Origin of the sequence: Flavobacterium celericrescens, from assembly GCF_011392075.1 — a bacterium.
In the GTDB taxonomy this organism is placed as follows: Bacteria; Bacteroidota; Bacteroidia; order Flavobacteriales; family Flavobacteriaceae; genus Flavobacterium; species Flavobacterium celericrescens.
This window is the reverse complement of the sequence record NZ_JAAJBV010000010.1, coordinates 1-20,814: the sequence shown is the minus strand read 5'-3', so window position 1 is coordinate 20,814 and position 20,814 is coordinate 1. Positions and strand designations below refer to the sequence as shown.

The 20,814-nt window shown below is 32.2% G+C and carries 16 protein-coding genes and 1 tRNA gene; 7 read left to right on the top strand and 10 right to left on the bottom strand.

Annotated features, from left to right (window positions below; genetic code table 11):
• Positions 1 to 2 precede the first annotated feature (2 nt).
• Entirely contained in the window at positions 3 to 902 is a 900-nt protein-coding gene (locus G4L40_RS11625; RefSeq protein ID WP_166237369.1) for a GLPGLI family protein, read from the bottom strand.
• 178 nt (positions 903 to 1,080) lie between these two features.
• On the opposite strand from G4L40_RS11625, the gene G4L40_RS11620 reads away from it, so the two are divergent.
• Both G4L40_RS11620 and G4L40_RS11615 read left to right on the top strand, forming a co-directional pair.
• The gene (locus G4L40_RS11620; protein WP_166237368.1) at positions 1,081 to 1,824 is read left to right on the top strand and encodes a hypothetical protein; all 744 of its coding nucleotides are present in this window, start codon (positions 1,081 to 1,083) and stop codon (positions 1,822 to 1,824) included.
• Positions 1,824 to 2,438 (top strand): deoxynucleoside kinase, encoded by a 615-nt coding sequence (locus G4L40_RS11615; RefSeq protein ID WP_166237367.1) that lies wholly within the window; start codon positions 1,824 to 1,826, stop codon positions 2,436 to 2,438. Before G4L40_RS11620 ends, G4L40_RS11615 begins: the two co-directional genes overlap by 1 nt.
• Before the next feature lie 44 nt (positions 2,439 to 2,482).
• Here G4L40_RS11615 and G4L40_RS11610 read toward each other — a convergent pair whose 3' ends face one another.
• Together G4L40_RS11610 and G4L40_RS11605 are read right to left on the bottom strand one after the other, a co-directional pair.
• Positions 2,483 to 3,427 (bottom strand): DUF3078 domain-containing protein, encoded by a 945-nt coding sequence (locus tag G4L40_RS11610; protein ID WP_166237366.1) that lies wholly within the window; start codon positions 3,425 to 3,427, stop codon positions 2,483 to 2,485.
• Entirely contained in the window at positions 3,420 to 5,195 is a 1,776-nt protein-coding gene (locus G4L40_RS11605; protein ID WP_207785382.1) for a 1-deoxy-D-xylulose-5-phosphate synthase, read from the bottom strand. Before G4L40_RS11605 ends, G4L40_RS11610 begins: the two co-directional genes overlap by 8 nt.
• Before the next feature lie 42 nt (positions 5,196 to 5,237).
• On the opposite strand from G4L40_RS11605, the gene G4L40_RS11600 reads away from it, so the two are divergent.
• Positions 5,238 to 5,678 (top strand): nucleoside deaminase, encoded by a 441-nt coding sequence (locus tag G4L40_RS11600; protein ID WP_166237364.1) that lies wholly within the window; start codon positions 5,238 to 5,240, stop codon positions 5,676 to 5,678.
• 78 nt (positions 5,679 to 5,756) lie between these two features.
• Positions 5,757 to 6,518: an SIMPL domain-containing protein gene (locus tag G4L40_RS11595; protein ID WP_166237363.1), complete on the top strand. Its 762-nt coding sequence runs from the start codon at positions 5,757 to 5,759 to the stop codon at positions 6,516 to 6,518.
• Between the two features lie 77 nt (positions 6,519 to 6,595).
• Here G4L40_RS11595 and G4L40_RS11590 read toward each other — a convergent pair whose 3' ends face one another.
• Together G4L40_RS11590 and G4L40_RS11585 are read right to left on the bottom strand one after the other, a co-directional pair.
• Positions 6,596 to 8,146, bottom strand: coding sequence for an Rne/Rng family ribonuclease (locus tag G4L40_RS11590; protein ID WP_166237362.1), 1,551 nt, complete (start codon positions 8,144 to 8,146; stop codon positions 6,596 to 6,598).
• Positions 8,147 to 8,410: 264 nt separating this feature from the next.
• Positions 8,411 to 8,704: an HU family DNA-binding protein gene (locus tag G4L40_RS11585; protein ID WP_008254909.1), complete on the bottom strand. Its 294-nt coding sequence runs from the start codon at positions 8,702 to 8,704 to the stop codon at positions 8,411 to 8,413.
• A gap of 128 nt (positions 8,705 to 8,832) precedes the next feature.
• Here G4L40_RS11585 and mutY point away from each other — a divergent pair, with 128 nt between their 5' ends.
• Positions 8,833 to 9,882 carry an A/G-specific adenine glycosylase gene (gene mutY, locus G4L40_RS11580; RefSeq protein WP_166237361.1) on the top strand — a complete coding sequence of 350 codons (1,050 nt, stop codon included), beginning with the start codon at positions 8,833 to 8,835 and terminating at the stop codon, positions 9,880 to 9,882.
• A 38-nt stretch (positions 9,883 to 9,920) separates the two neighbouring features.
• A complete protein-coding gene (locus tag G4L40_RS11575; RefSeq protein ID WP_166237360.1) occupies positions 9,921 to 10,322 on the top strand; it encodes a single-stranded DNA-binding protein in 402 nt (133 codons plus the stop codon).
• On the opposite strand, the gene G4L40_RS11570 is transcribed toward G4L40_RS11575, so the two are convergent.
• From G4L40_RS11570 to G4L40_RS11550, 5 genes are all read right to left on the bottom strand, one after another.
• On the bottom strand, positions 10,319 to 11,533 hold the full coding sequence (locus G4L40_RS11570) for a BaiN/RdsA family NAD(P)/FAD-dependent oxidoreductase (protein WP_166237359.1): 1,215 nt from the start codon (positions 11,531 to 11,533) through the stop codon (positions 10,319 to 10,321). The two genes, G4L40_RS11575 and G4L40_RS11570, sit on opposite strands and share 4 nt — an antisense overlap.
• 92 nt (positions 11,534 to 11,625) lie before the next feature.
• Positions 11,626 to 13,035, bottom strand: coding sequence for an alpha-amylase family glycosyl hydrolase (locus G4L40_RS11565; RefSeq protein ID WP_166237358.1), 1,410 nt, complete (start codon positions 13,033 to 13,035; stop codon positions 11,626 to 11,628).
• A gap of 3 nt (positions 13,036 to 13,038) precedes the next feature.
• Positions 13,039 to 14,694: an alpha-amylase family glycosyl hydrolase gene (locus tag G4L40_RS11560; RefSeq protein ID WP_166237357.1), complete on the bottom strand. Its 1,656-nt coding sequence runs from the start codon at positions 14,692 to 14,694 to the stop codon at positions 13,039 to 13,041.
• 1 nt (position 14,695) lies between these two features.
• On the bottom strand, positions 14,696 to 17,119 hold the full coding sequence (locus G4L40_RS11555; protein WP_166237356.1) for a TIM-barrel domain-containing protein: 2,424 nt from the start codon (positions 17,117 to 17,119) through the stop codon (positions 14,696 to 14,698).
• Positions 17,120 to 17,266: 147 nt separating this feature from the next.
• A tRNA-Leu gene (locus tag G4L40_RS11550) sits at positions 17,267 to 17,348 on the bottom strand.
• A gap of 108 nt (positions 17,349 to 17,456) precedes the next feature.
• Between G4L40_RS11550 and G4L40_RS11545 the strand changes: the two genes are divergently transcribed.
• Positions 17,457 to 20,814, top strand: a 3,358-nt coding sequence (locus G4L40_RS11545) for a S8 family serine peptidase (protein WP_166237355.1), incomplete at its 3' end; no start/stop codon positions are given.

Sequence of the window (20,814 nt, the reverse complement as noted above, 5' to 3'; positions counted from 1 at the left end):
AATTATCTTCCACCACCCATTCTAAATCCGCCACGTTGTTGCCCTCCAGGACCCGAATTCATTTCGCGCATCTCTTCCATTTTCTTTTTAACAATTTCGTCATATTCCTTTTGAGTTACTTCTTTTCCTTTGGTAGCAGGAACAATTTCTACTTTATCTTTTGGATTCATTACAATTTTTGAACACAGAATAATTGTTTTACCATCGTTTACTTCCAAAATTAATCCTGGTAATCCCCAATAATTTTCAGGTCCTTGATTAACTGGAATTTCCGGACAATACCATGCCGTAATAGTATTCTCTTTTGGCATTTCCCAATCATCAGTAAAATTTGTTTTTTTAGCTTTAGTCGAATCTTTTGCAGTTTCTTCCTTTTTTTCGCCTTCTTTATTTCTAAATCTAAAATTTCTAAAATCAGATTCACTTACTTTAACAACAGCTGTTGCTTTAAAACAATTATAACTTCCTATTTGCTTTGATTCTCCATCTAGTTTCCAATCATATTTTGGTAATGAATCTTTAATTAAAAATTCTTTTCCAAAAAATTCTTTATCTACAATTACTTGTTTCTGTTTTACATTTTTATAATGCGTTCCGCCTCCGCCCATCATAGACATCATCATTCTACCACCACCTTGTTGTCCTGGCGCATCTAATTTTTCTTCCTCTTTATATATCGAAGCCGATTTATCAAAATTTAAAATGAATGTTTTTTCAAACATTTTTTTCATACGTTCTTCGATTTGTTTTTGCATTTCAGGAGTAATATCTTTATTTCCTTGCATGCCTTTCATAAAATCTGCCGTACTTGTTTTTGATTCATAAACCGCCATACCTTGAAAATTCTGAGCTTGTATGAAACCAGAAATCATTAAAATTGAAGCAATAATTATTTTTTTCATTGTTTTAGAATAAATTAGATACTTGTTTAGACCTCCAAAAATGCAAATTGTTACACAATTTATCTACTAATTTTGTGTTAAAGTAGTATATTAGACACTTTAATTTCAAATTAGTTTAAAAACAATGTTACGAAAAACCGCCGTGTTATTTTGTTTTCTCTTTCTTTTTGCTAAAAGTGTGTTTTCTCAAGAAACAATTTTAACAGAAAAAATCAATAGCACTAAAATTCAAGCTGAAGAATTTTTAGGATTTGACAACCAACAAAACTTTTATACTACAAAAGACAATGTTCTTTTTAAAAATAATACACAAAATCATTTTGAATATAAAAATGTAAGTTTAGGAAAAATTACACGAGTAGATTTTCAAAACCCGCTTCAAATTGTGGTTTTTTATAACGATTTCAATACTGCAATTTTATTAGACAATCAATTAAATGAAACAAAAAAAATAAATTTCAATCATTTATCTGAGCCTGTCAATATTGGAGCAATTGCATTATCGTCACAAAATAAATTATGGTTTTTTGACACTATCACTTCAAAAATTGGATTATACGATTTAACCAAAGATACATTTTATTGGATTTCAACAAGTTTGGAAAACCCTATAAAATATTATCATTCAAACTATACTAATTTTTATTGGCTTGACACTAAAAACAAACTCTATTCTATTTCAATTTACGGGACAATCAAAGCCCATACTGAACTCCCAAATTTTGACAATATTCAATTGATTAATGACGAAATAGCAATCTATAGCTATGAAAATCAACTATATTATTACAAAATAAAAACTAACACAAATCTAAAAATTAAAATTGCTGAAAATTTCGCTACTAATTTTTTCTTTGCGGATGGAATTTTAGCTATTTTTACCCAAAATGAAATCACTAATTATAAAATAATTTTACCATAATGCACATAGCAGTAGCAGGAAATATAGGCGCAGGAAAAACAACACTTACTCGATTATTAGCAAAACATTTTAAATGGGAACCACATTTTGAAGATGTAGTAGACAATCCATATTTAGACGATTTTTATCATCAAATGGAACGTTGGAGTTTTAATCTTCAAATTTATTTCTTAAACAGTCGTTTTCGTCAAGTACTGCAAATTAGACAAAGTGGGAAGAATATTATTCAAGACCGAACAATTTATGAGGATGCACATATTTTTGCCCCTAATCTTCATGCTATGGGATTAATGACAAATAGAGATTACAACAATTATACTTCTCTATTCGAATTAATGGAAGGTTTGGTTGGTTCTCCAGATTTATTGATTTATTTAAGGAGTTCAATTCCTAATTTAGTGAGCCAAATTCACAAAAGAGGTAGAGATTATGAAAACTCAATTTCAATTGATTATTTGAGCCGCTTGAACGAAAGATACGAAGCTTGGATTCAAACCTACAACAAAGGAAAATTAGTAATTATAGATGTTGACAATATTGATTTTGTAAACAATCCTGAAGATTTAGGAATGATTATCAATCGAATTGATGCCGAGTTAAACGGATTATTTTAGCAAAAAAAAGGGACAATTCATGTCCCTTTTTTTTGCTAAAATAATTAAAAATTATATTCAATTCCAACACCTAATAATTGCTTTAATTGAACTCTTGGTCCTTTTATAACTTGAACACCAGCTTCTTCTTCTTTAAATTTGATATCATCATCATAAAGTAAGTGAGTTCCAATATTTGCTTTCACATATTGATTTACAACCATTGCTAATTGTAATTGCCAATCTATATCAATATTACCAAATTTATTGATATAATCAGTGTATAAGCTAATTCTATGTTCTAGGTTAATGTTTTTATATATTTCCTTTTTCCATTGATTTGTAACTAAAATTCCTACTTCTGTTCTTGTGTTTTTTCCTTCTCTAATTAAATTACCATCGATATCATAAACCGCTTTATCCACACCAAAAGCACCTTGATTGGCTAATCGTTGATCAAAAACAAGTGTAGTTTTTTGAGTTAGAGGAGACAAGTAAAGATTAAAATTCAAGTCCTTTCTAGAATATTCAGCTCCGATTCCTAAAAATATATAGGCAGGCGCAAATGGTTTTGAAATTGCTAAATCTGTGTTTGGATAAGCATAACCATTTGCAAATTGAGTATTGAAGTTGAATTTTCCAGCATAGTACCAATTTGAAATTGTATCCTTTCTATACCCAAAAGTGGAATTTATTTGAAGTTGGTCATCCGTTTTTCTAATATCTTGAGCTTCTTGCTTATTGATACCATAACGTGTTATCAATTCGTTTTTCCAATGCAAATTTCCGTTGGTATAAATTCTTATAAATTGTCCTTTCAACAAACCAGAAACAGAATTATTTCCTCCTGCATTCCAATTTACAAAGGTAATTTGAGAAATATCTAATCCTACTTTATTTTCTTTAGTCCAATTTGAAGTTGAATCAGGTAATTCAGTTCTAACAATTTGCGCAAAATTATTTTGTAAGGCAAAAAATAAAAATCCTAGTAGGCAGGCTTTTTTAATCATGTGATATAGTATTAAATAATTGAATTAAACTTTGAACGTCGATTTTGCAAATTTGTTGTTGCTCAAAAACCGTACCTTGTTCAATAAATGTGTCTGAAATTCCTAAATTAACAATAGGTTTCTTTAGATTTTTAGAGGCAATAATAGAATTAATTTGTTCTCCAAAACCACCTAGAATAACACCATCTTCAATAGTAATTATTTGGTTATGAGAGTTTATGATATTTTGAATGAAAGCAATATCTAATGGTTTTATAAATGGGAAATGATAATGAGAAAACAATTTTGAATTTTCAACTTCTTTTAAAGCTTTCGTAACGTTATTACCAATTGTTCCCGTAGATAAAACCGCCACTTTTGTTCCTCTTTGAAGTTCCATTATCTTTCCGATTTCTATTTTCTCAAAAGGCTGTTTCCAATTCACATTTTCGCCTCTTCCTCTCGGATAACGAATCGCTATCGGATGATTTAAACCTTCTGAAGCAGTAAACATGATATTTCGCAATTCTATTTCGTCTTTTGGAGCGACAATAATTATATTCGGAATACAATTCAAATACGCAATATCAAATACTCCGTGATGTGTAGCACCATCTTCACCTACCAATCCAGCTCTGTCTAAACAAAAAATAACGGGTAAATTCTGTAAAGCCACATCATGAATTACTTGATCATAAGCGCGCTGTAAAAAAGTAGAATAAATATTACAAAAAACAACGATTCCCTGAGTTGCCATTCCGGCAGCTAAAGTAACGGCATGTTGCTCAGCAATTCCAACATCAATGGCACGTTTTGGAAAAGCTTCCATCATATAGGTCATGGAACTTCCTGTAGGCATAGCTGGAGTAATTCCAATGATTTTTTCGTTTTGTTTTGCTAATTCCACCAAGGTAAGTCCAAAAACATCTTGAAATTTTGGAGGTAAATGCGATTCGTCTTTCGGATGAATTTTTCCAGTTTCGGCATCAAATTTTCCTGGTGCGTGGTATTTCACTTGGTCTTCTTCTGCCAATTGTAATCCTTTGCCTTTGGTAGTAATCACATGTAAAAATTTCGGACCTTTGACCGATTTCAATCGGTCTAATTCCGAAATTAGCTTAGGTAAATCATGACCATCAATCGGACCCGAATAATCAAAATTCAAAGATTTGATGATGTTATTTTGCTTTGGGTTTTTTCCTTCTTTTACCGCAGTTAAATAATCTTTCAAAGCACCAATACTTGGGTCAATTCCAATTGCATTATCATTTAAAATCACCAACAAATTCGCATCGGTAACTCCAGCATGATTTAAGCCTTCAAAAGCCATTCCGCTTGCGATTGAGGCATCGCCAATTACTGCAATATGTTGTTTGTCAAATTCTCCTTTTAATTGCGAAGCCAAAGCCATTCCCAAAGCTGCCGAAATTGAAGTAGAAGAATGCCCAACACCAAACGTATCATAAACACTTTCACTTCGCTTAGGGAAACCTGAAATTCCGTTTAATTCTCTATTCGTATGAAAAATGTCTCGTCTTTCGGTTAAGATTTTATGTCCGTAAGCTTGATGACCTACATCCCAAACCAGTAAATCTTCTGGTGTATTGAAAACATAATGCAACGCAATCGTTAATTCCACAACGCCCAAACTCGCACCCAAATGCCCTTCTTTCTTGGAAACAATATCAATAATAAAGTCTCTCAATTCTTTGGCTAATTGAGGTAGTTGATTTTTAGGAAGTTTCCTTAAATCGGTTGGGTTGTTAATTTTTGAAAGCAAATTTTCCATCACAGCACAAAAGTAAGAATTGGTTGTTGTATTTTTGTACTTATGGAGAATATTTTTACCGACGAGTTTTTTATGAAGAAAGCCTTACAAGAAGCCGAAATTGCTTTTGAGAAAGGTGAAATTCCTGTAGGAGCCGTAATTGTGATTGACAATCGCGTCATTGCAAGAACACATAATTTGACGGAATTACTTCATGATGTTACCGCTCATGCAGAAATGCAAGCCATAACCAGTGCTGCGAATTTCATCGGAGGGAAATATTTGAAAGATTGTACTTTATACGTGACTTTAGAACCTTGCCAAATGTGTGCTGGTGCTTTGTATTGGTCGCAAATTTCTAAAATTGTTTTTGGTGCTTCTGATGAAAATCGTGGTTTTCAAAAAATGGGAACGCAATTACACCCGAAAACCCAAGTAATTTCAGGTGTTTTGGAAAAAGAATGCGGTGATTTAATGAAGGCATTTTTTAAAAATAAAAGATAATTTTCTAAGCGGGTTAAAAATTTGTAACTTGGTATACCTTTTGATGTAGCATTAGAAAACAAGCTAATTTTATAAAGTATGGAAAGCAGATTAAAATCAACCTTAATTATTGGGATTTCAATAATTATTACCGCATTTATTTTAGGTTCAGCATTTAAAAATCGTAATGAAAACTTAGACACTATTTCAGTAATTGGATTAGGAACAAAAGATTTCGTTTCAGATGAAATTTTATGGTCGGGAAGTTTTACAACCAAGAGTTTTGATATTAAAGAAGCGTATAACAAGATGATTTCTGATCAAAAAATTGTTTCCGATTTCTTTTTGAACAAAGGTTTTAAGAAAGAAGAATTTACTTTTGGAGCGGTGCAGTTTAACAAACGTTTTAGAGAAGTTAGAACCGAAAATTCAGAAGTAGCTTACCAAACTAAATACGAACAAGTTTTTGATGGTTATGAAGCCACACAGACAATAACATTTTCAGCCAAGAAAAACCCTGAATTAATGAAACGTATCGAAGAAGTATCTAGCAAGACATCTGAATTGATTAATTCGGGAATTGAATTGTCTTCTAATTCTATTCAATATACCTATTCCGATTTACCAAGTTTAAAACATAGTTTAATTCAAAACGCTTCTAAAGATGCTAGCGAGCGTGCTCAAAAAATTGTAAAAACAGCTGATGGAAGTTTAGGAAAATTAAAATCTGCAAGCATGGGTGTTTTTCAAATTACTGGACAAGGTTCTACCGAAGAAGATAGCTATGGTGGAAATAACGATACGTATAGCAAAAATAAAACAGCAAGAATTACAGTGCGATTGGAGTATGAGTTGGAATAAATTCCTGAGTTTAAAACATAAAAAAAACCGCCAATCTTTCGAAAAGCGGTTTTTTATTTTACAGGATACATCCTATATTATTTTACTATAATTTCATTTCCTTCTTTATCGAAGAAATGATATTCTAGATACGTGTAAGCGTCACGAGGTATGATTTTCACCCATTTCTTATGTTCGAAAAACCATTTCGAACGTAATGATGGAAAACCTTTGGTAAGGTATGCTGCCACAAATGGATGTACATTAAGTACAACTTTTTTGTGGTCTTTTATAATGCGTTCTAGGTCAGCCGTTATTTTATCAATAATCAAAATTGGAGCTTCAATTTCCCCATTTTCATTGTTAGGGTCTTCTTCTCTAGTTTTGATATTAACTTCAGGTCTAACTCTTTGTCTAGTAATTTGAATTAATCCAAATTTGCTAGGAGGCAAGATTTTATGCTTGGCCTTATCGTCACTCATTTCTTCTTTCAAGAAATCATATAATACTTTGCGGTTTTCTGGATTTTGCATGTCGATAAAATCCACCACAATAATTCCGCCCATGTCTCTGAGTCTTAGTTGTCGAGCAATTTCTGCTGCAGCAATCATGTTAACTTCAAGAGCAGTATCTTCTTGGCTTGATGCTTTTGCTGAACGGTTTCCGCTATTTACGTCAATAACGTGTAAAGCTTCTGTGTGTTCAATAATTAAATAAGCACCTTTACTCATAGAAACTGTTTTCCCAAAAGACGTTTTTATTTGTCGCTCAATATGATATTTTTCAAAAAGAGGCAGTTCTTTTGACTGATAGTGTTTTACGATAGACACTTTATCCGGAGCTATTTCTTGCAAATACTCCTTCGTTTCTAAATACAAATCTTCGTCATCTACATGAATACAAGAAAATGTATCGTTAAATACATCTCTTAAAATAGATGAAGCTTTGTTTAACTCTCCTAGAACTTTTGATGGATGGTGAGCAGTCTGTAAACGACGACTCATCGATGACCATCTATCTAAAAGAGTTTGAAGATCTTTATCAAGTTCGGCTACTTTTTTGCCTTCGGCTACTGTTCTTACAATAACACCGAATCCTTTTGGTTTGATGGATTGAACCAGTCTTTTTAGCCTATCTTTTTCTTCTCTTGATTCTATTTTTTGAGAAACAGAAACTCGATCTGAAAAAGGAACTAAAACCACATATCTTCCTGCTAAAGAAATCTCAGAACTAATTCTGGGACCTTTTGTAGAAATAGGTTCTTTAACCACTTGAACTAAAATCGACTGATTTGGACTTAAAATATCCATAATAGATCCGTCTTTGTTGATTTCAGCTTCAAAAGGAAAATTTTTGAGTGAATAATCTTTTAATTTACCTGCGCTTACAAGTTTAATAAATTTCATCAAAGAAGGAAGGTTTGGACCTAAATCATGATAATGCAAAAAGGCATCTTTTTCATAACCTAAGTTAACAAATGCGGCATTTAAACCAGCAACAGGTTTGCGTATTTTGGCAATAAAGATATCACCTACAGCAAAATTGCTTTGTTTTTCTTCTTCTTTATGTAATTCAATTAGTTTTCCATCTTTTAATAAGGCAAAATCTACAGCGTCTGAACCTGAACGAATAATTAATTCTTTGTTCATGCGGTACATTTTTATCCATTCCAATTACCTTGGAACAAATGGATTAAACAATAATTTTACAGGATTTTTCCCGATAGCCAATTTTAAATCGGCTAATTTCAATGAACTTTTTTCTAAAAAAAGAAAAAGTAGTTTTAAACTACTTTTTCTTTTTATGACGGTTTGCTCTCGCTCTTTTTTTACGTTTGTGAGTTGCTACCTTATGTCTTTTTCTTTTTTTACCACTTGGCATAACATGTTGGTGTTTAGATTAATAATTTATTTTTATACTGTAACTTCTGTTTTTTCTTTAACGCTTTCAACAAACACTTTAGCAGGTTTAAATGCTGGAATGTTGTGTGCAGGGATTTTAATTGTAGTGTTTTTAGAAATGTTTCTTCCTGTTTTCTCTGCTCTTGTTTTAATGATAAAACTTCCAAAACCTCTTAAGTAAACATTATCACCAGTTTCTAATGAATTTTTTACTTCTTCCATAAAAGTTTCAACAGTTGCTTGAACATCTCCTTTTTCAAGTCCTAATTTTTCTGAAATTTTCGCTACGATATCTGCTTTCGTCATTTTCTTTCGTATTTATATTGTGTATTTTTTTGAGTTTGCAAATATAAGAATTAAAAAAATAATAAATCAACCATAATTGATTAAATTTTAATTACTAAAGATTTATTTTTGTTGACCAATATAAAAATATGCAATTTTCTAACTCTTTAATTAAATGGTATTTACAAAATAAGCGCGATTTACCATGGCGCAATACCACTAATCCTTACATAATTTGGTTGTCAGAAATCATGTTACAACAAACGCGCGTTGCTCAAGGACTACCTTATTTTAATGCTTTTACAGAAGCTTTTCCTACCATTTTTGATTTAGCAAATGCTGAGGAAGAACAAGTTTTAAAATTATGGCAAGGTTTAGGCTATTACTCCAGAGCAAGAAATTTGCATGCAACTGCAAAATTTATTGCTACTGAATTAAATGGTGTTTTTCCTGAAAATTATGAAAATTTATTAAAATTAAAAGGTGTTGGTGAATATACAGCTGCGGCGATTGCTTCTTTTTCCTACAATGAACCCGTTGCTGTGGTAGATGGAAATGTTTTTAGAGTCTTGAGTCGTTATTTTAATATTGATAGCGATATTTCTGAAGGAAAAACTAAAAAAGAGTTTCAAAATATAGCGCAAGAAGTCTTACCTACAGACAAACCAGCTCTTTTTAATCAAGCAATCATGGAATTTGGCGCAATGCAATGTGTTCCAAAGAATCCAAATTGTAATTCTTGTATTTTAAATTCGAGTTGTGCTGCACTTCAACATAAAAAAGTTTTAGAATTACCTGTAAAAACTAAAAAAACAAAAGTAACCAATCGCTATTTGAATTATTTGATTTTAAAAGATATTGATTCCAATTATATTGTTCAAAAACGTGAAGGTAAAGGAATTTGGGAGAATCTGTATGAATTTCCAATGATAGAAACGGAAGATTTAGTTTCAGAACATGATTTTATGAATCAGCTTGCTTTTGTGGATTTTTTTAATAAAAAACCTAATGAGATTTTCATTTTAAATCAGAAAATTATTCTTCATAAATTATCGCATCAAAATTTACATATTCGGTTTTTTCAATTAAATTTTAATGAGAAATTACCAGATTCTAAAACATTTGCCGAAATAGAAAAATTACCATTCCCAATTGTAATTCATAATTTTATGAACTCAAATTGTTTTAATTCATTATAAATTACTACTTTTGAATAACCCAAAAAAATATACAAGCCATGAACGGAACATTAAATAAAGTCATTTTAATAGGACATCTAGGAGATGAAATTAAAATGCATTACTTTGAAGGAGGTAATTGTATAGGAAGATTTCCTTTAGCCACTAACGAAGTGTATATTAATAAAACAACAGGTGAAAAAATTACTTCTACAGAATGGCACAATATTGTAGTTCGTAATAAAGCAGCTGAAATTTGTGAAAAATATCTTTCTAAAGGAGATAAAATTTATATAGAAGGAAGAATCAAATCGCGTCAATGGCAAGCAGAAGATGGCGCAACTAAATACACAACAGAAATTCAAGTAACTGAATTTACGTTTTTAACCACCAAAAAAGAAACAGATTTAAGTAAATCATCACTCCCTACTGGAAGTGCACCTGATGATTCTTCTTATTAATTTGTTATAGAATTCGCAACTATAAATCCTCCTGTCCAGGCGTTTTGAAAATTAAAACCTCCTGTGATGGCATCGATGTTTAGTATTTCGCCTGCAAAATAAACGTTTGGCAGAATTTTACTTTCCATGGTTTTAAAATTGACTTCTTTTAAGTCGATTCCACCAGCGGTTACAAATTCTTCTTTAAATGTACTTTTACCGTTAACTTGAAATTCGGCATTTGTAAGTTGTTCAACAAAAGCATGTAATTGTTTTTTGCTTACATCTGCCCATTTTGTTTCTTCTTCAATTCCTGCCGCTTTTACAAGATTTTCCCATAACCTTTTGGGTAATTCAAAATGCGCATATTTTGCAATAAGTTTTTTGGTATTTTGTTCTTTAATTTCTTTTAACAAATCCATTGCTTCTTCAAAAGTTGTTTCATTTAGCCAATTGACTTGAATAGCAAACTGGTATTTTTTTTCAGCTAATTCTCTTGCTCCCCAAGCCGAAAGTCTCAAAATTCCAGGCCCACTCACACCCCAATGCGTTATTAATAATGGACCCGAAGCTTGTAATTTAGATTTTTTAACTTTTACAGTCGCAAAAGCTGAGAGTCCCATCAAATCTTTAATTCGTGGATCTTTAATATTAAAAGTAAATAAAGACGGAACAGGCGCTACAATTGTATGTCCCAGGTTTTGTAGCATTTCCCACATTTTAGGATTGCTTCCAGACGCCATTACTATTTTATGACAAGTAAAAACTTCTTGTACTGTAGTTACTTTCCAATGTGTTTCCGCTTGATAGAGTTCTTGAACGCTATGGTTTGTTAAAATATCAATTTTTAATTTTTTAGTTGTCTCTAAAAAACAATCAATAATAGTTTCTGATGAATTTGAAACAGGAAACATTCTGCCATCTTCTTCAATTTTAAGCGCTACATCGTGCTTTTCAAACCATTCAATAGTATCGCCAGAACAAAACTGATGAAAAGGGCCTTTTAATTCACGTTCTCCTCTAGGGTAGAACTTTACTAAATCATTTGGGACAAAACAAGCATGAGTAACATTGCAACGACCACCTCCAGAAATTCGTACTTTTTCTAAAACATTTTTCCCTCTTTCAAGAATAGCTACTTTTAAATTAACATTTTTTTCCACAATATTGATTGCTGTGAAAAATCCGGCTGCTCCTCCGCCTATTATGATGATGTCGTATTTTGAATTCAAAGATTTTGTTTTTTTACAAATATCGGTTATAATTTTTAAATAAAAAGTCCTGCCGAAAACAACAGGACTTTAAAATTTGATTTTTTATTAGACTATTCTGTCAAAATATAATATTGCCAAGGTGTTAATGAATGAATTTGTTTTTCATTAAATTCAATTGTTTTACCTGTCATATAATCTTTAAACTGACCTTTTAATGGTACAGATACATCAACTGGTTTTGCAGAAAAGTTTGCTATATAAATTACTTTTTTACCGTTTTTTTCTCTTTCAAATACTAAGACATTTTCATTAGAGGCTTTAATTCTCTTATAAGTTGCTTTGTTTTTCCCACCGTTTAGAGCTATATTCTCTGCTTTTAATTTTCCTAATTTAGCTCTTAATTCCCATTCCGCACCTTTTGTTTTTGGAATTGAATCTTTTTCAAAGAATTTCAAACTATGGTCTAATCCATATTCGTTTCCACTGTAAATTAATGGCATCCCTGGCATTACATATGACAACGCTGTCATTGCTTCTTCTGCTGCTCCCAACCTGCCTTTAATCGTTCCATTCCAAGAATTTTCGTCATGATTATCCACAAAATTCATCAAAATATCATTTGCTTCATAGTCTTTCATACGCTTTTCAATGTAAGCATCCCATGCAGCAACAGTTTCTTTCCCTTGCGCAATTTTATTGAATGTATGATGGGCATCCCATCCATAAACCATATCAAATAAATTATCTTTAAGCAATGCTGGTTCCCAAGCTTCTGCTAACATAAAAATATTTTTTTCTTTACGTAATTCTGGAATTGCTTTTTGCCAAAATTCTACTGGCACCGAACCAGCTACATCGCAACGGAATCCATCAACTCCTTCATTTTTAATCCAATGCATCATATCTGCCGTCATTACTTTATGAAGTTCTTTGTTGTCATAATTTAAATCTGCAACATCAGTCCAGTCAGTGTCTTTTGGATGTGTAATTTCGCCTTTTTCATTTTTAGTGTAAAATTCTGGATGCTCTTTTAACCAAACATGATCCCAACCCGTATGATTTGGTACCCAATCTAAAATTACATAAATTCCATTTTCGTGTGCAGTTTTTACTAATTTTCTAAAATCTTCAATAGTACCAAACTCTGGATTAATCGCTTTAAAATCAGTTACAGCATAATAGCTTCCTAGATATTTGGCTTGTTCTTCTTTTGGCATTTCTGATGCAAATTTGCTATCCGCTCCTCCGGTTGCTTTTCTTTTTGTCTCAGAAATTGGAAATACTGGCATTAACCAAATAACTTTTACTCCTAATTCTTTTAATTTTGGAATATCTTTAGTGAATTCATTAAAAGTACCTTCTGGCGAATATTGACGAATATTTGCTTCATATATTACTCCGTTTTCTTCTACTTCAGGAGAAAATGCTGCAATTTCTGCTGTTGTATCTTCTTGTTTAGGTTCTTGCTTACAACTAATTAAAGCTGAAAGCATCATAACTGATAAAAATATCTTTTTCATAGTTTATAAAATTTCGATTAATAATATAGTATAATTTGTGTTGATTGTAATTTTTCCATTTTCCACTTTGGCTAATTGTCCTGAATAAGCATCTCTTACACTAGTGCCCTCTGGAAAATAATTTGCAACATTAATTTCTTTGTTACCGATGGGAAAATCTAAGCCCACTACAACTTTATCTGTATAGTTTTCTGAAGAAAATGTTCTGGTAAACAAATAATAATTACTTGATATTTTTTGGTGCACACCAGCTCCAATTGCAGGATGATTTTTTCTAAAAACGCCCAACTTCTGATAATGTACAAGTAATTCTTTTGTTGATTCTTTACCTACAATATCATCCCAATTCATCATTGAACGAAGTGTTGCATCACCTGTGGTTCCTTCAATATCTAATGATCGAGCGGTTTCATCTCCATAATAAATTTGTGAAATTCCAGGAGCAAGTAATAGTTTTGTGCCGCTTTCAAAAGTTTTTTCTCTTTTTTTATCAAAAGGCCAGCCATCATCATGCGAAGACACATAATTCATTACCGTATTTCCTTTTAAGTCATTTTGAAGAATATTTGAATATTTTGAAAATAATTCTTCATAATTCATTTTTGCTTCGTTTCTAAAATCAAAATTGATTAATCCTGTAAAACCATTGGCATAATAATCAACTTTTCTATCGCCATAATCATATAATCGTTTGCTACCAATATTGTACCCATAAACTTCCCCAACAGTAAAAAACGCGCTATTATCTAATACCTTTGTAGGATTTTTAGCTTTAAATTCAGCAAAAGTCATTTCGCAAACTTTTCCAAAATCTGCCCAAACATCTTCTGTAGTATGCTTTACGGTATCGACCCTATAAGCATCTATACCAAAGTCTAAAATATAATCCGACAACCACTTCATGATATAATATCTAGGTGCTCTTGGATAACCAGTTTTTTTGAAAAAAGCGTCTAATTCTGCTATTTCTTGTTCATAACGCCCTTCTTTTTTCCATTTTTCAACTAAAAAAGGTGGCAATTCTACATTTTCTTTACTTTCGGTTTTTACATCAAAAAGCCCTGTGACCAAGGTGCAATTTATATTAGAATCATATGAATTATATTTGCAATTAGGCGTTGAACGCACCCAACTATCAGGATATTTATCATCAATTTCTGTTGCATGACCAGTATGATTAATTACGGCATCAAGCATAATTCTAATCCCTTTAGCATGTGCTTTATCAACCAATTCTTTCAAGTCTTCTCTAGTACCAAAACTTGGATCAAGTGCAGTCCAATCTTTTGTCCAATAACCATGAAAACCATATGTATTGCCTGTTCCTTCATCTACAGAGCCATGAATTTGTTCCACAACAGGTGTCATCCAAATTACATTAATTCCTAAATCAGAAAAATAGCCCTCTTCTAATTTTTGAATCACACCACGAATATCTCCACCTTCAAAGCCGCGTAATTTAGCTGTTGGTTTATCTCTTTTGATGATGTTATCATTATTTGGATTTCCATTTAAAAATCTATCCGTCATTAAAAAATAAACATTGGCTCCCTCCCATACGAAAGGTGTTTTAGTTGGTGTATTCTTTATCTCTTTTGTTGATGAACAACTCGAAATTAATAAAGAAACAAGTGCAATTGTAAGAATTGAATTTTTCATATTAACGTTTAATTTCAATTTCATGTGTTAAATCTAATTCACAGTCCAAAGAAATTATTATTAGATTATTTTCAAATTTGTATTTGGATTTTTTTATTCTTTTTTGGTTCAAAATAATACTTGATGGTTTTTTATCAAAACCATGAATTATTACATTTACTTTTTTACTTTCTGTATTTAAAAATGCTCGATCGTATTCTATTTTTAGGTTTAAAATTTGATTTTTATATTTACTTTTAAAATCAAATTTTTCATATTTTGAATTTTCAAAACAATTTGGGGTAACACCATCATCATTATATAGATTTAATTTTGTTTTTTCATTAAATTCATCAAAATAAAAATGGACATCAAAATTATTTAGGCTATAATTTTGAGTGTTTTGCATTAATTTACTCATCGGTATAAAACTTCCACCTCTAACAAAAGTTGGGATTTCATTTTCTTTTAAATCTACAATTTGTGTTGAACCTCCTTCATATTTTTTACCCGTATAAAAGTCATACCAGTTCGCTGATTTTGGAAAGTAGATTTCTTTTGTTTTTTGTCCTTTTTCTGTAACTGGATATATTAAAAAATCATTTCCCCATAAATAGCCATCTGATTTTAATAGTAACTCTTTATTATTTGGTTCTTCAAAAAACAAAGGTCGCATCAAAGGTTTTCCAGTTTGCGAGTTTTCGAATGCCAAATTGTAATTATAAGGTAATAATTGATAACGTAATTCTATAGCTTGTTTTGCAAGTTTTTTTGCCCAATCGCTTCTGTAAATTGGTTCTGAAGCCACTTCTTCCTGAGCATGAGGTCGGAAAATAGGGTTAAAAACACCATATTGCAACCAACGCACATATAGCTCATCATCTAAGTTAGCGCCTGCAAACCCACCTAAATCACTGTGCATATAACTCATTCCCTGCATGCCCATTTGCAAAGCTATTTCCATTTGACTTTGCAAACCTCCCCAACTTCTATTTACATCTCCGCTCCAAGGAATCATTCCATAACGCTGAGAACCTGAATAACCAGAACGCATTAAAATGAATGGTCGAATATTTGGAAAATCTTTTTGATACCCTTCAGCAATTAATTTTGCCCAATTGTTTCCATAAATATTATGTATTTCATCAGCATTTCCTCCAGCAGTTATAACCTCTGATGGAAAAACTTCAGGCTCACCTAAATCGCCCCAAATTCCTTGTATCCCTTGATTTATTAGGCGTTTATATACATCCCAAAACCATACTTTTCCTTCGGATTTAAAAATATCAATGATCCCTGTATTCCCAAAATAGAAATTCCAAGTCGCAGGAATTCCATTTTTAGTAGTTGCTAACACATTTTTATCAACAGTTTCTTGCCATTTTGATGAAGTCGTTAATATGAATGGCTCCGTAATTAAAATCGTTTTTACTCCTTTAGCATTTAAATTAGTCATCATTCTTTCAGGATTTGGAAAATTATCTTTATCCCAATCCAAATTACCCATTGTACCTTGTATCGTTTTTCCAAACCAATACAAATCTAAAATTATTGCATCTACAGGAATTTTTTCGTCTTCAAATTTTTGAATCGTATTTTCTACTTCTTGCTGAGAGTGGTAACCAAATCGAGAAGCGAAATTTCCAAATGCCCATCGTGGCGGAAGAGGTTGTTTACCAGTTAAATCTGTATAGTTTTTCAATAAATCAGCCCAAGAATCACCAACAATCACTTGATATGTTTTTCTTCCAGAAATGGTTTCATAAGACAACGTATTATTTTTTTTGCTATCCAAATCCAAATAACCAATTGCTGAATTATCGAAATGTACAGCGTATAATTTAGAAGACAACACTAAAGGAATACAGAAATTCATAAGTTCAGCATGCGTTTCGTAACCATAATGTGCTCTGTTGTATAGCGCTAATTTATTCCCTCTTCTATTCATACCTAATGCCCTAGCCCCGCCGCCATAAAGTACCTCGTCTGTAGAAATATTAAATCGGAGCATTTCTATAGAATCAACTTTTATGTTTTCTCGAACAGATTCTAACGGAATATGCTTTTGCTTGACATAACCATCTTTTTCGGAAAGAATTTCAACACCATTATTAATATAGCTTATTTTAAAAGGTGATTTTTGTATCCTAATTTTAAATGTGCCAAAACTCGGATAACAATCTATTGAATTGGATTCTGAATAAAAAGTTAGGTTTTTAATCTTAGTACTTAAAATTACCGCATTAGAAATAGCGTTATTTTTTTCACCTTTTGGAACAAATATTGTTTCAATTATTTTTTCATTAATAAATTTTATGAAATAATTCCCATCAGAAACAGCAATAGAAATTCCATCTTCAGTTTGCGATAAATCTATATATTTTCTATCGACATTTTGAGCAAACGAAAATGTGGATAAAAAAAGAAAAAAAAGTAGTTTTTTCATATTTTTTGCGTGAATTCAAATGTATAAACAAAAAAGAAAACAAAAAAATAAGAGTTGTGTTGAATGTAACAAAAAAACATAAGTTTATAAAAAATTAAGCGCAATAAAAAACCCTTAACTTTAAACAGTTAAGGGTTTTTTTATATGTGCGGGTAAAAGGACTCGAACCTTCACACCTTGCGGCACCAGATCCTAAGTCTGGCGTGTCTACCAATTTCACCATACCCGCGACAATTGGAGTGCAAATATAAATATTCAATTTTAACTATCAAACAAATAACAAATTTTTTACTTAATTTATTTTTATTACATTAGCCGTTATAAATCCCCCAATTTTATGACTAATAACTACAAAAACTTAACCAAATTTCGATTTTTAGCAGTATTCTTAACACTTTCTTGTATTTCTTTTAGCCAAACAAAAGAACAAGTTGCTCAAATAACTGCTGAATATGATCTAAAAAAAGGCGAAGAACTTTACCTACAAGTTAAAAAAAGAGAAGAAGCACAAAAAAAAGAAGCACTGCTTTTTTCAAAAAAACACAATTTACCTATTTTCAGAGAAAATACAAAGGGTGGTTTTGATCAATTAATGTATATCAATTCTGACGGAATTCCAATTTATTACTCAATTGATAATGTTGAAGCTGCAACATCAACCAGAGTGAATTTTTTAAGAAGCGGTGGTGGATTGGGTCTTAACCTCACAGGAACAGGAATGGTTCCTAGAATATGGGATGGAGGAGCAATCTTGGCAACTCATCAAGAATATAATGGAAGAACAACATTTGGAGATGGAGTTACTGTAAGAAACACGAATAGTTTCCATGCCATTCATGTCACAGGAACAGTTTTAGCCTCAGGAGTTGTAGCAGCTTCAAAAGGAATGGCTCCTACCGCTACTGCCAGAACTTTTGATTGGGACAACGATGAATCTGAAGCCATTATGGAAGCAATGAACGGAATGTTGCTTTCAAATCATTCTTATGGCGTACCTGTTTCAAGTGTATCAAGTACTCCATGGTATATTGGTGCTTATTCCGCCGAAGCCTATAATTGGGATGTTATAACATATAATTTCCCATATTATTTACCAGTAATGTCTGCTGGAAATGATGGAAGTACTGCAAATCCAAGTCCAACAACAACGGGATATGACAAATTAAACGGAAATAAAAATGCAAAAAATATACTAACTGTAGCAAATGCTCAAGATGCAACAATTAACACTACAACTGGAGCAATTACTCTAGGCGGAACCATTCATAGCTCGTCTAGCCAAGGGCCATCAGACGACAGAAGAATAAAACCGGACATTACTGGAGATGGAGCTGGCACTGGATCTGGAATTTATTCAACTGGAAATGGTTCAGGAACTGGAGGTACAGCTACACAATATACAACAATGTTAGGTACATCAATGGCAGCTCCTAATGTTACTGGTACATTGACATTAATACAACAACATTATAATAATGTAAACGGAAAATTCATGAGAGCAGCAACATTAAAAGGTTTAGCTACTCATACAGCAACTGATAGAGGTAGACCAGGGCCAGATGCTCAGTATGGTTGGGGATACCTAGATGCTAAAAGTTGTGCAGAAGCCATTACAAATAATGGATTAACTTCATGGATTTCTGAAGAAACATTATCTCAAGGACAAACATTTACAATGCAAGTCGTTGCTACAGGCGGAACTACCCCTCTTTTAGGTTCGATAACATGGACAGACGTTCCCGATGCAAGTAAAATTAATAGCGGAACACTTAATGAATCTATTCCTGATATAACAAATGATTTAGACATTAGAATCACTCAAGGAGCTAGTACATTTTATCCGTGGGCATTACAATCTAGCGCTACTGCAAATGCAATTAGAACTGGAGATAACAATGTTGACAATGTTGAAAGAATTAATATTGACGCACCTACTGCTGGAGCTATATACACAATTAACATTACTCATAAAGGAACACTCTCTAATGGCCCACAAAGATTTGCTTTAGTAGTAACAGGTATAACTTCAAACTTTACTTTTAAATCAACAGCTGATACAAAAACTGTTTGTTCAAATGTTGGTAATGTAGTTTATAATTTTGATTTATCAAAAACTGGCGGTGCAAATGTAAATTTAACAGCTCAAAATGTACCGTCAGGTGCGAATGTAGCGATATCACCAAACTCAATGAGTGCTTCTGGCGCATTTACTGTTACTGTAAATAATTTAGCCTCAGTTGCTGCAGGAACTTATGAAATAGATATTGTAGGAAATAATGGAACAGAAACTGAAATCAAAAAAATAACTTTAACAATATATCATCCAAGTTTTACAGCCTATCCACAGACAACAACCCTTCCCGCTGATGGTAGCACGGGCGTTTCTACCTCTCCTACCTTGACTTGGAATCCAAATATTAATGCAGAAAATTATAATTTACAAATTTCTACTAGTCCAACATTTGGTACATTTGTTAGAAACACCACCGAAACCCAGACATCTGTTCTTGTCACTGGTTTATCTTCAGAAACTATTTACTATTGGAGAGTTATACCTGCAAATAGATGTGCAACAGGAAATTCGTCAGCAATAAAATCATTCCAAACTGGGACTATTGGTTGTGGTTATACTTATTCAAATGGAACAAATGTTACAATTTCAAACGCTACAGACAATTCAGGAGCATTGGCAATGGGTAATGGATGGAGCGTTTCAACAATAAATGTTCCTAATAGTTTTGCGATTGGTGATGCAAACATTAATTTACTTTTACAACACACTTACATACAAGATTTAACCATTTATCTAGAAGCTCCAAACGGAACATATACCATTGTTGCTCAAGAAGCTTGTGGAGATAATGACAATATAGATGCGACATTTATTGATTCCGGAAGCACAGTTGCTTGTACAGCTTCAGTTCCTGCACTAACTGGAAATCGTTTGCCTTTTGAACCTATGAGTACTTTTCAAAATCTAAATTCAAATGGAAATTGGTTACTATATGTGAATGATCCATATGCAGGTGATGATGGAACTATTGATAATTGGACATTAAATTTATGTAGTTTAAGTGCTGTTGCAAATCCACCTTCACTAGTGAAAAATGGAATCACAACATTAACAAATTCAACATATACCATTTCAAACACAGATCTTGAAGCCACCACTTCAGCTCAGACTGCAAGTCAACAGGTATACACATTAATTTCACCTCCAACTATTGGAAATTTAAGATTAAACTCAACAAATCTAACCGTTGGCAGTACTTTTACACAAAATGATATTAATACAGGTTTATTAAATTATATCAACACAGAAAGCTCTGCTACATCAACTTCATTCAAAGTAAATATTAAAAACAACAATAATGGATGGCTTCCTAATGAAGTTGTTTCTATAAATATAATTGCGTGTGGAGATATCGCTACCACATGGAATGGTTCTTCGTGGAGTAATGGCGCTCCATTGCGTAATGTTGCAGTAACGTTTGCGGGTAACTACACCTCTACTGGAGATTTAGAAGCTTGTTCGGTAACGGTTAATAGTGGTGCCAATGTAGTTTTAAATGCGGGTCATACTTTAATAGTAGGTGGAAGCGTTACTGTAAACACAGGCGGAAGCTTAACCATTAATAACAATGCAGCATTGCGTCAAATAGACAATGCAGCAGTAAATTCAGGAAACATCATTG

What these genes read in the sequence shown, in the direction of transcription:
- G4L40_RS11610 (WP_166237366.1), bottom strand. Translation starts at nt 3,427, where the DNA reads ATGATTAAAAAAGCCTGCCTACTAGGATTTTTATTTTTTGCCTTACAA.
- G4L40_RS11575 (WP_166237360.1), top strand. Translation starts at nt 9,921, where the DNA reads ATGAACGGAACATTAAATAAAGTCATTTTAATAGGACATCTAGGAGAT.
- G4L40_RS11625 (WP_166237369.1), bottom strand. Translation starts at nt 902, where the DNA reads ATGAAAAAAATAATTATTGCTTCAATTTTAATGATTTCTGGTTTCATA.
- G4L40_RS11600 (WP_166237364.1), top strand. Translation starts at nt 5,238, where the DNA reads ATGGAGAATATTTTTACCGACGAGTTTTTTATGAAGAAAGCCTTACAA.
- G4L40_RS11615 (WP_166237367.1), top strand. Translation starts at nt 1,824, where the DNA reads ATGCACATAGCAGTAGCAGGAAATATAGGCGCAGGAAAAACAACACTT.
- G4L40_RS11565 (WP_166237358.1), bottom strand. Translation starts at nt 13,035, where the DNA reads ATGAAAAAGATATTTTTATCAGTTATGATGCTTTCAGCTTTAATTAGT.
- G4L40_RS11595 (WP_166237363.1), top strand. Translation starts at nt 5,757, where the DNA reads ATGGAAAGCAGATTAAAATCAACCTTAATTATTGGGATTTCAATAATT.
- mutY (WP_166237361.1), top strand. Translation starts at nt 8,833, where the DNA reads ATGCAATTTTCTAACTCTTTAATTAAATGGTATTTACAAAATAAGCGC.
- G4L40_RS11585 (WP_008254909.1), bottom strand. Translation starts at nt 8,704, where the DNA reads ATGACGAAAGCAGATATCGTAGCGAAAATTTCAGAAAAATTAGGACTT.
- G4L40_RS11555 (WP_166237356.1), bottom strand. Translation starts at nt 17,119, where the DNA reads ATGAAAAAACTACTTTTTTTTCTTTTTTTATCCACATTTTCGTTTGCT.
- G4L40_RS11605 (WP_207785382.1), bottom strand. Translation starts at nt 5,195, where the DNA reads ATGGAAAATTTGCTTTCAAAAATTAACAACCCAACCGATTTAAGGAAA.
- G4L40_RS11560 (WP_166237357.1), bottom strand. Translation starts at nt 14,694, where the DNA reads ATGAAAAATTCAATTCTTACAATTGCACTTGTTTCTTTATTAATTTCG.
- G4L40_RS11590 (WP_166237362.1), bottom strand. Translation starts at nt 8,146, where the DNA reads ATGAACAAAGAATTAATTATTCGTTCAGGTTCAGACGCTGTAGATTTT.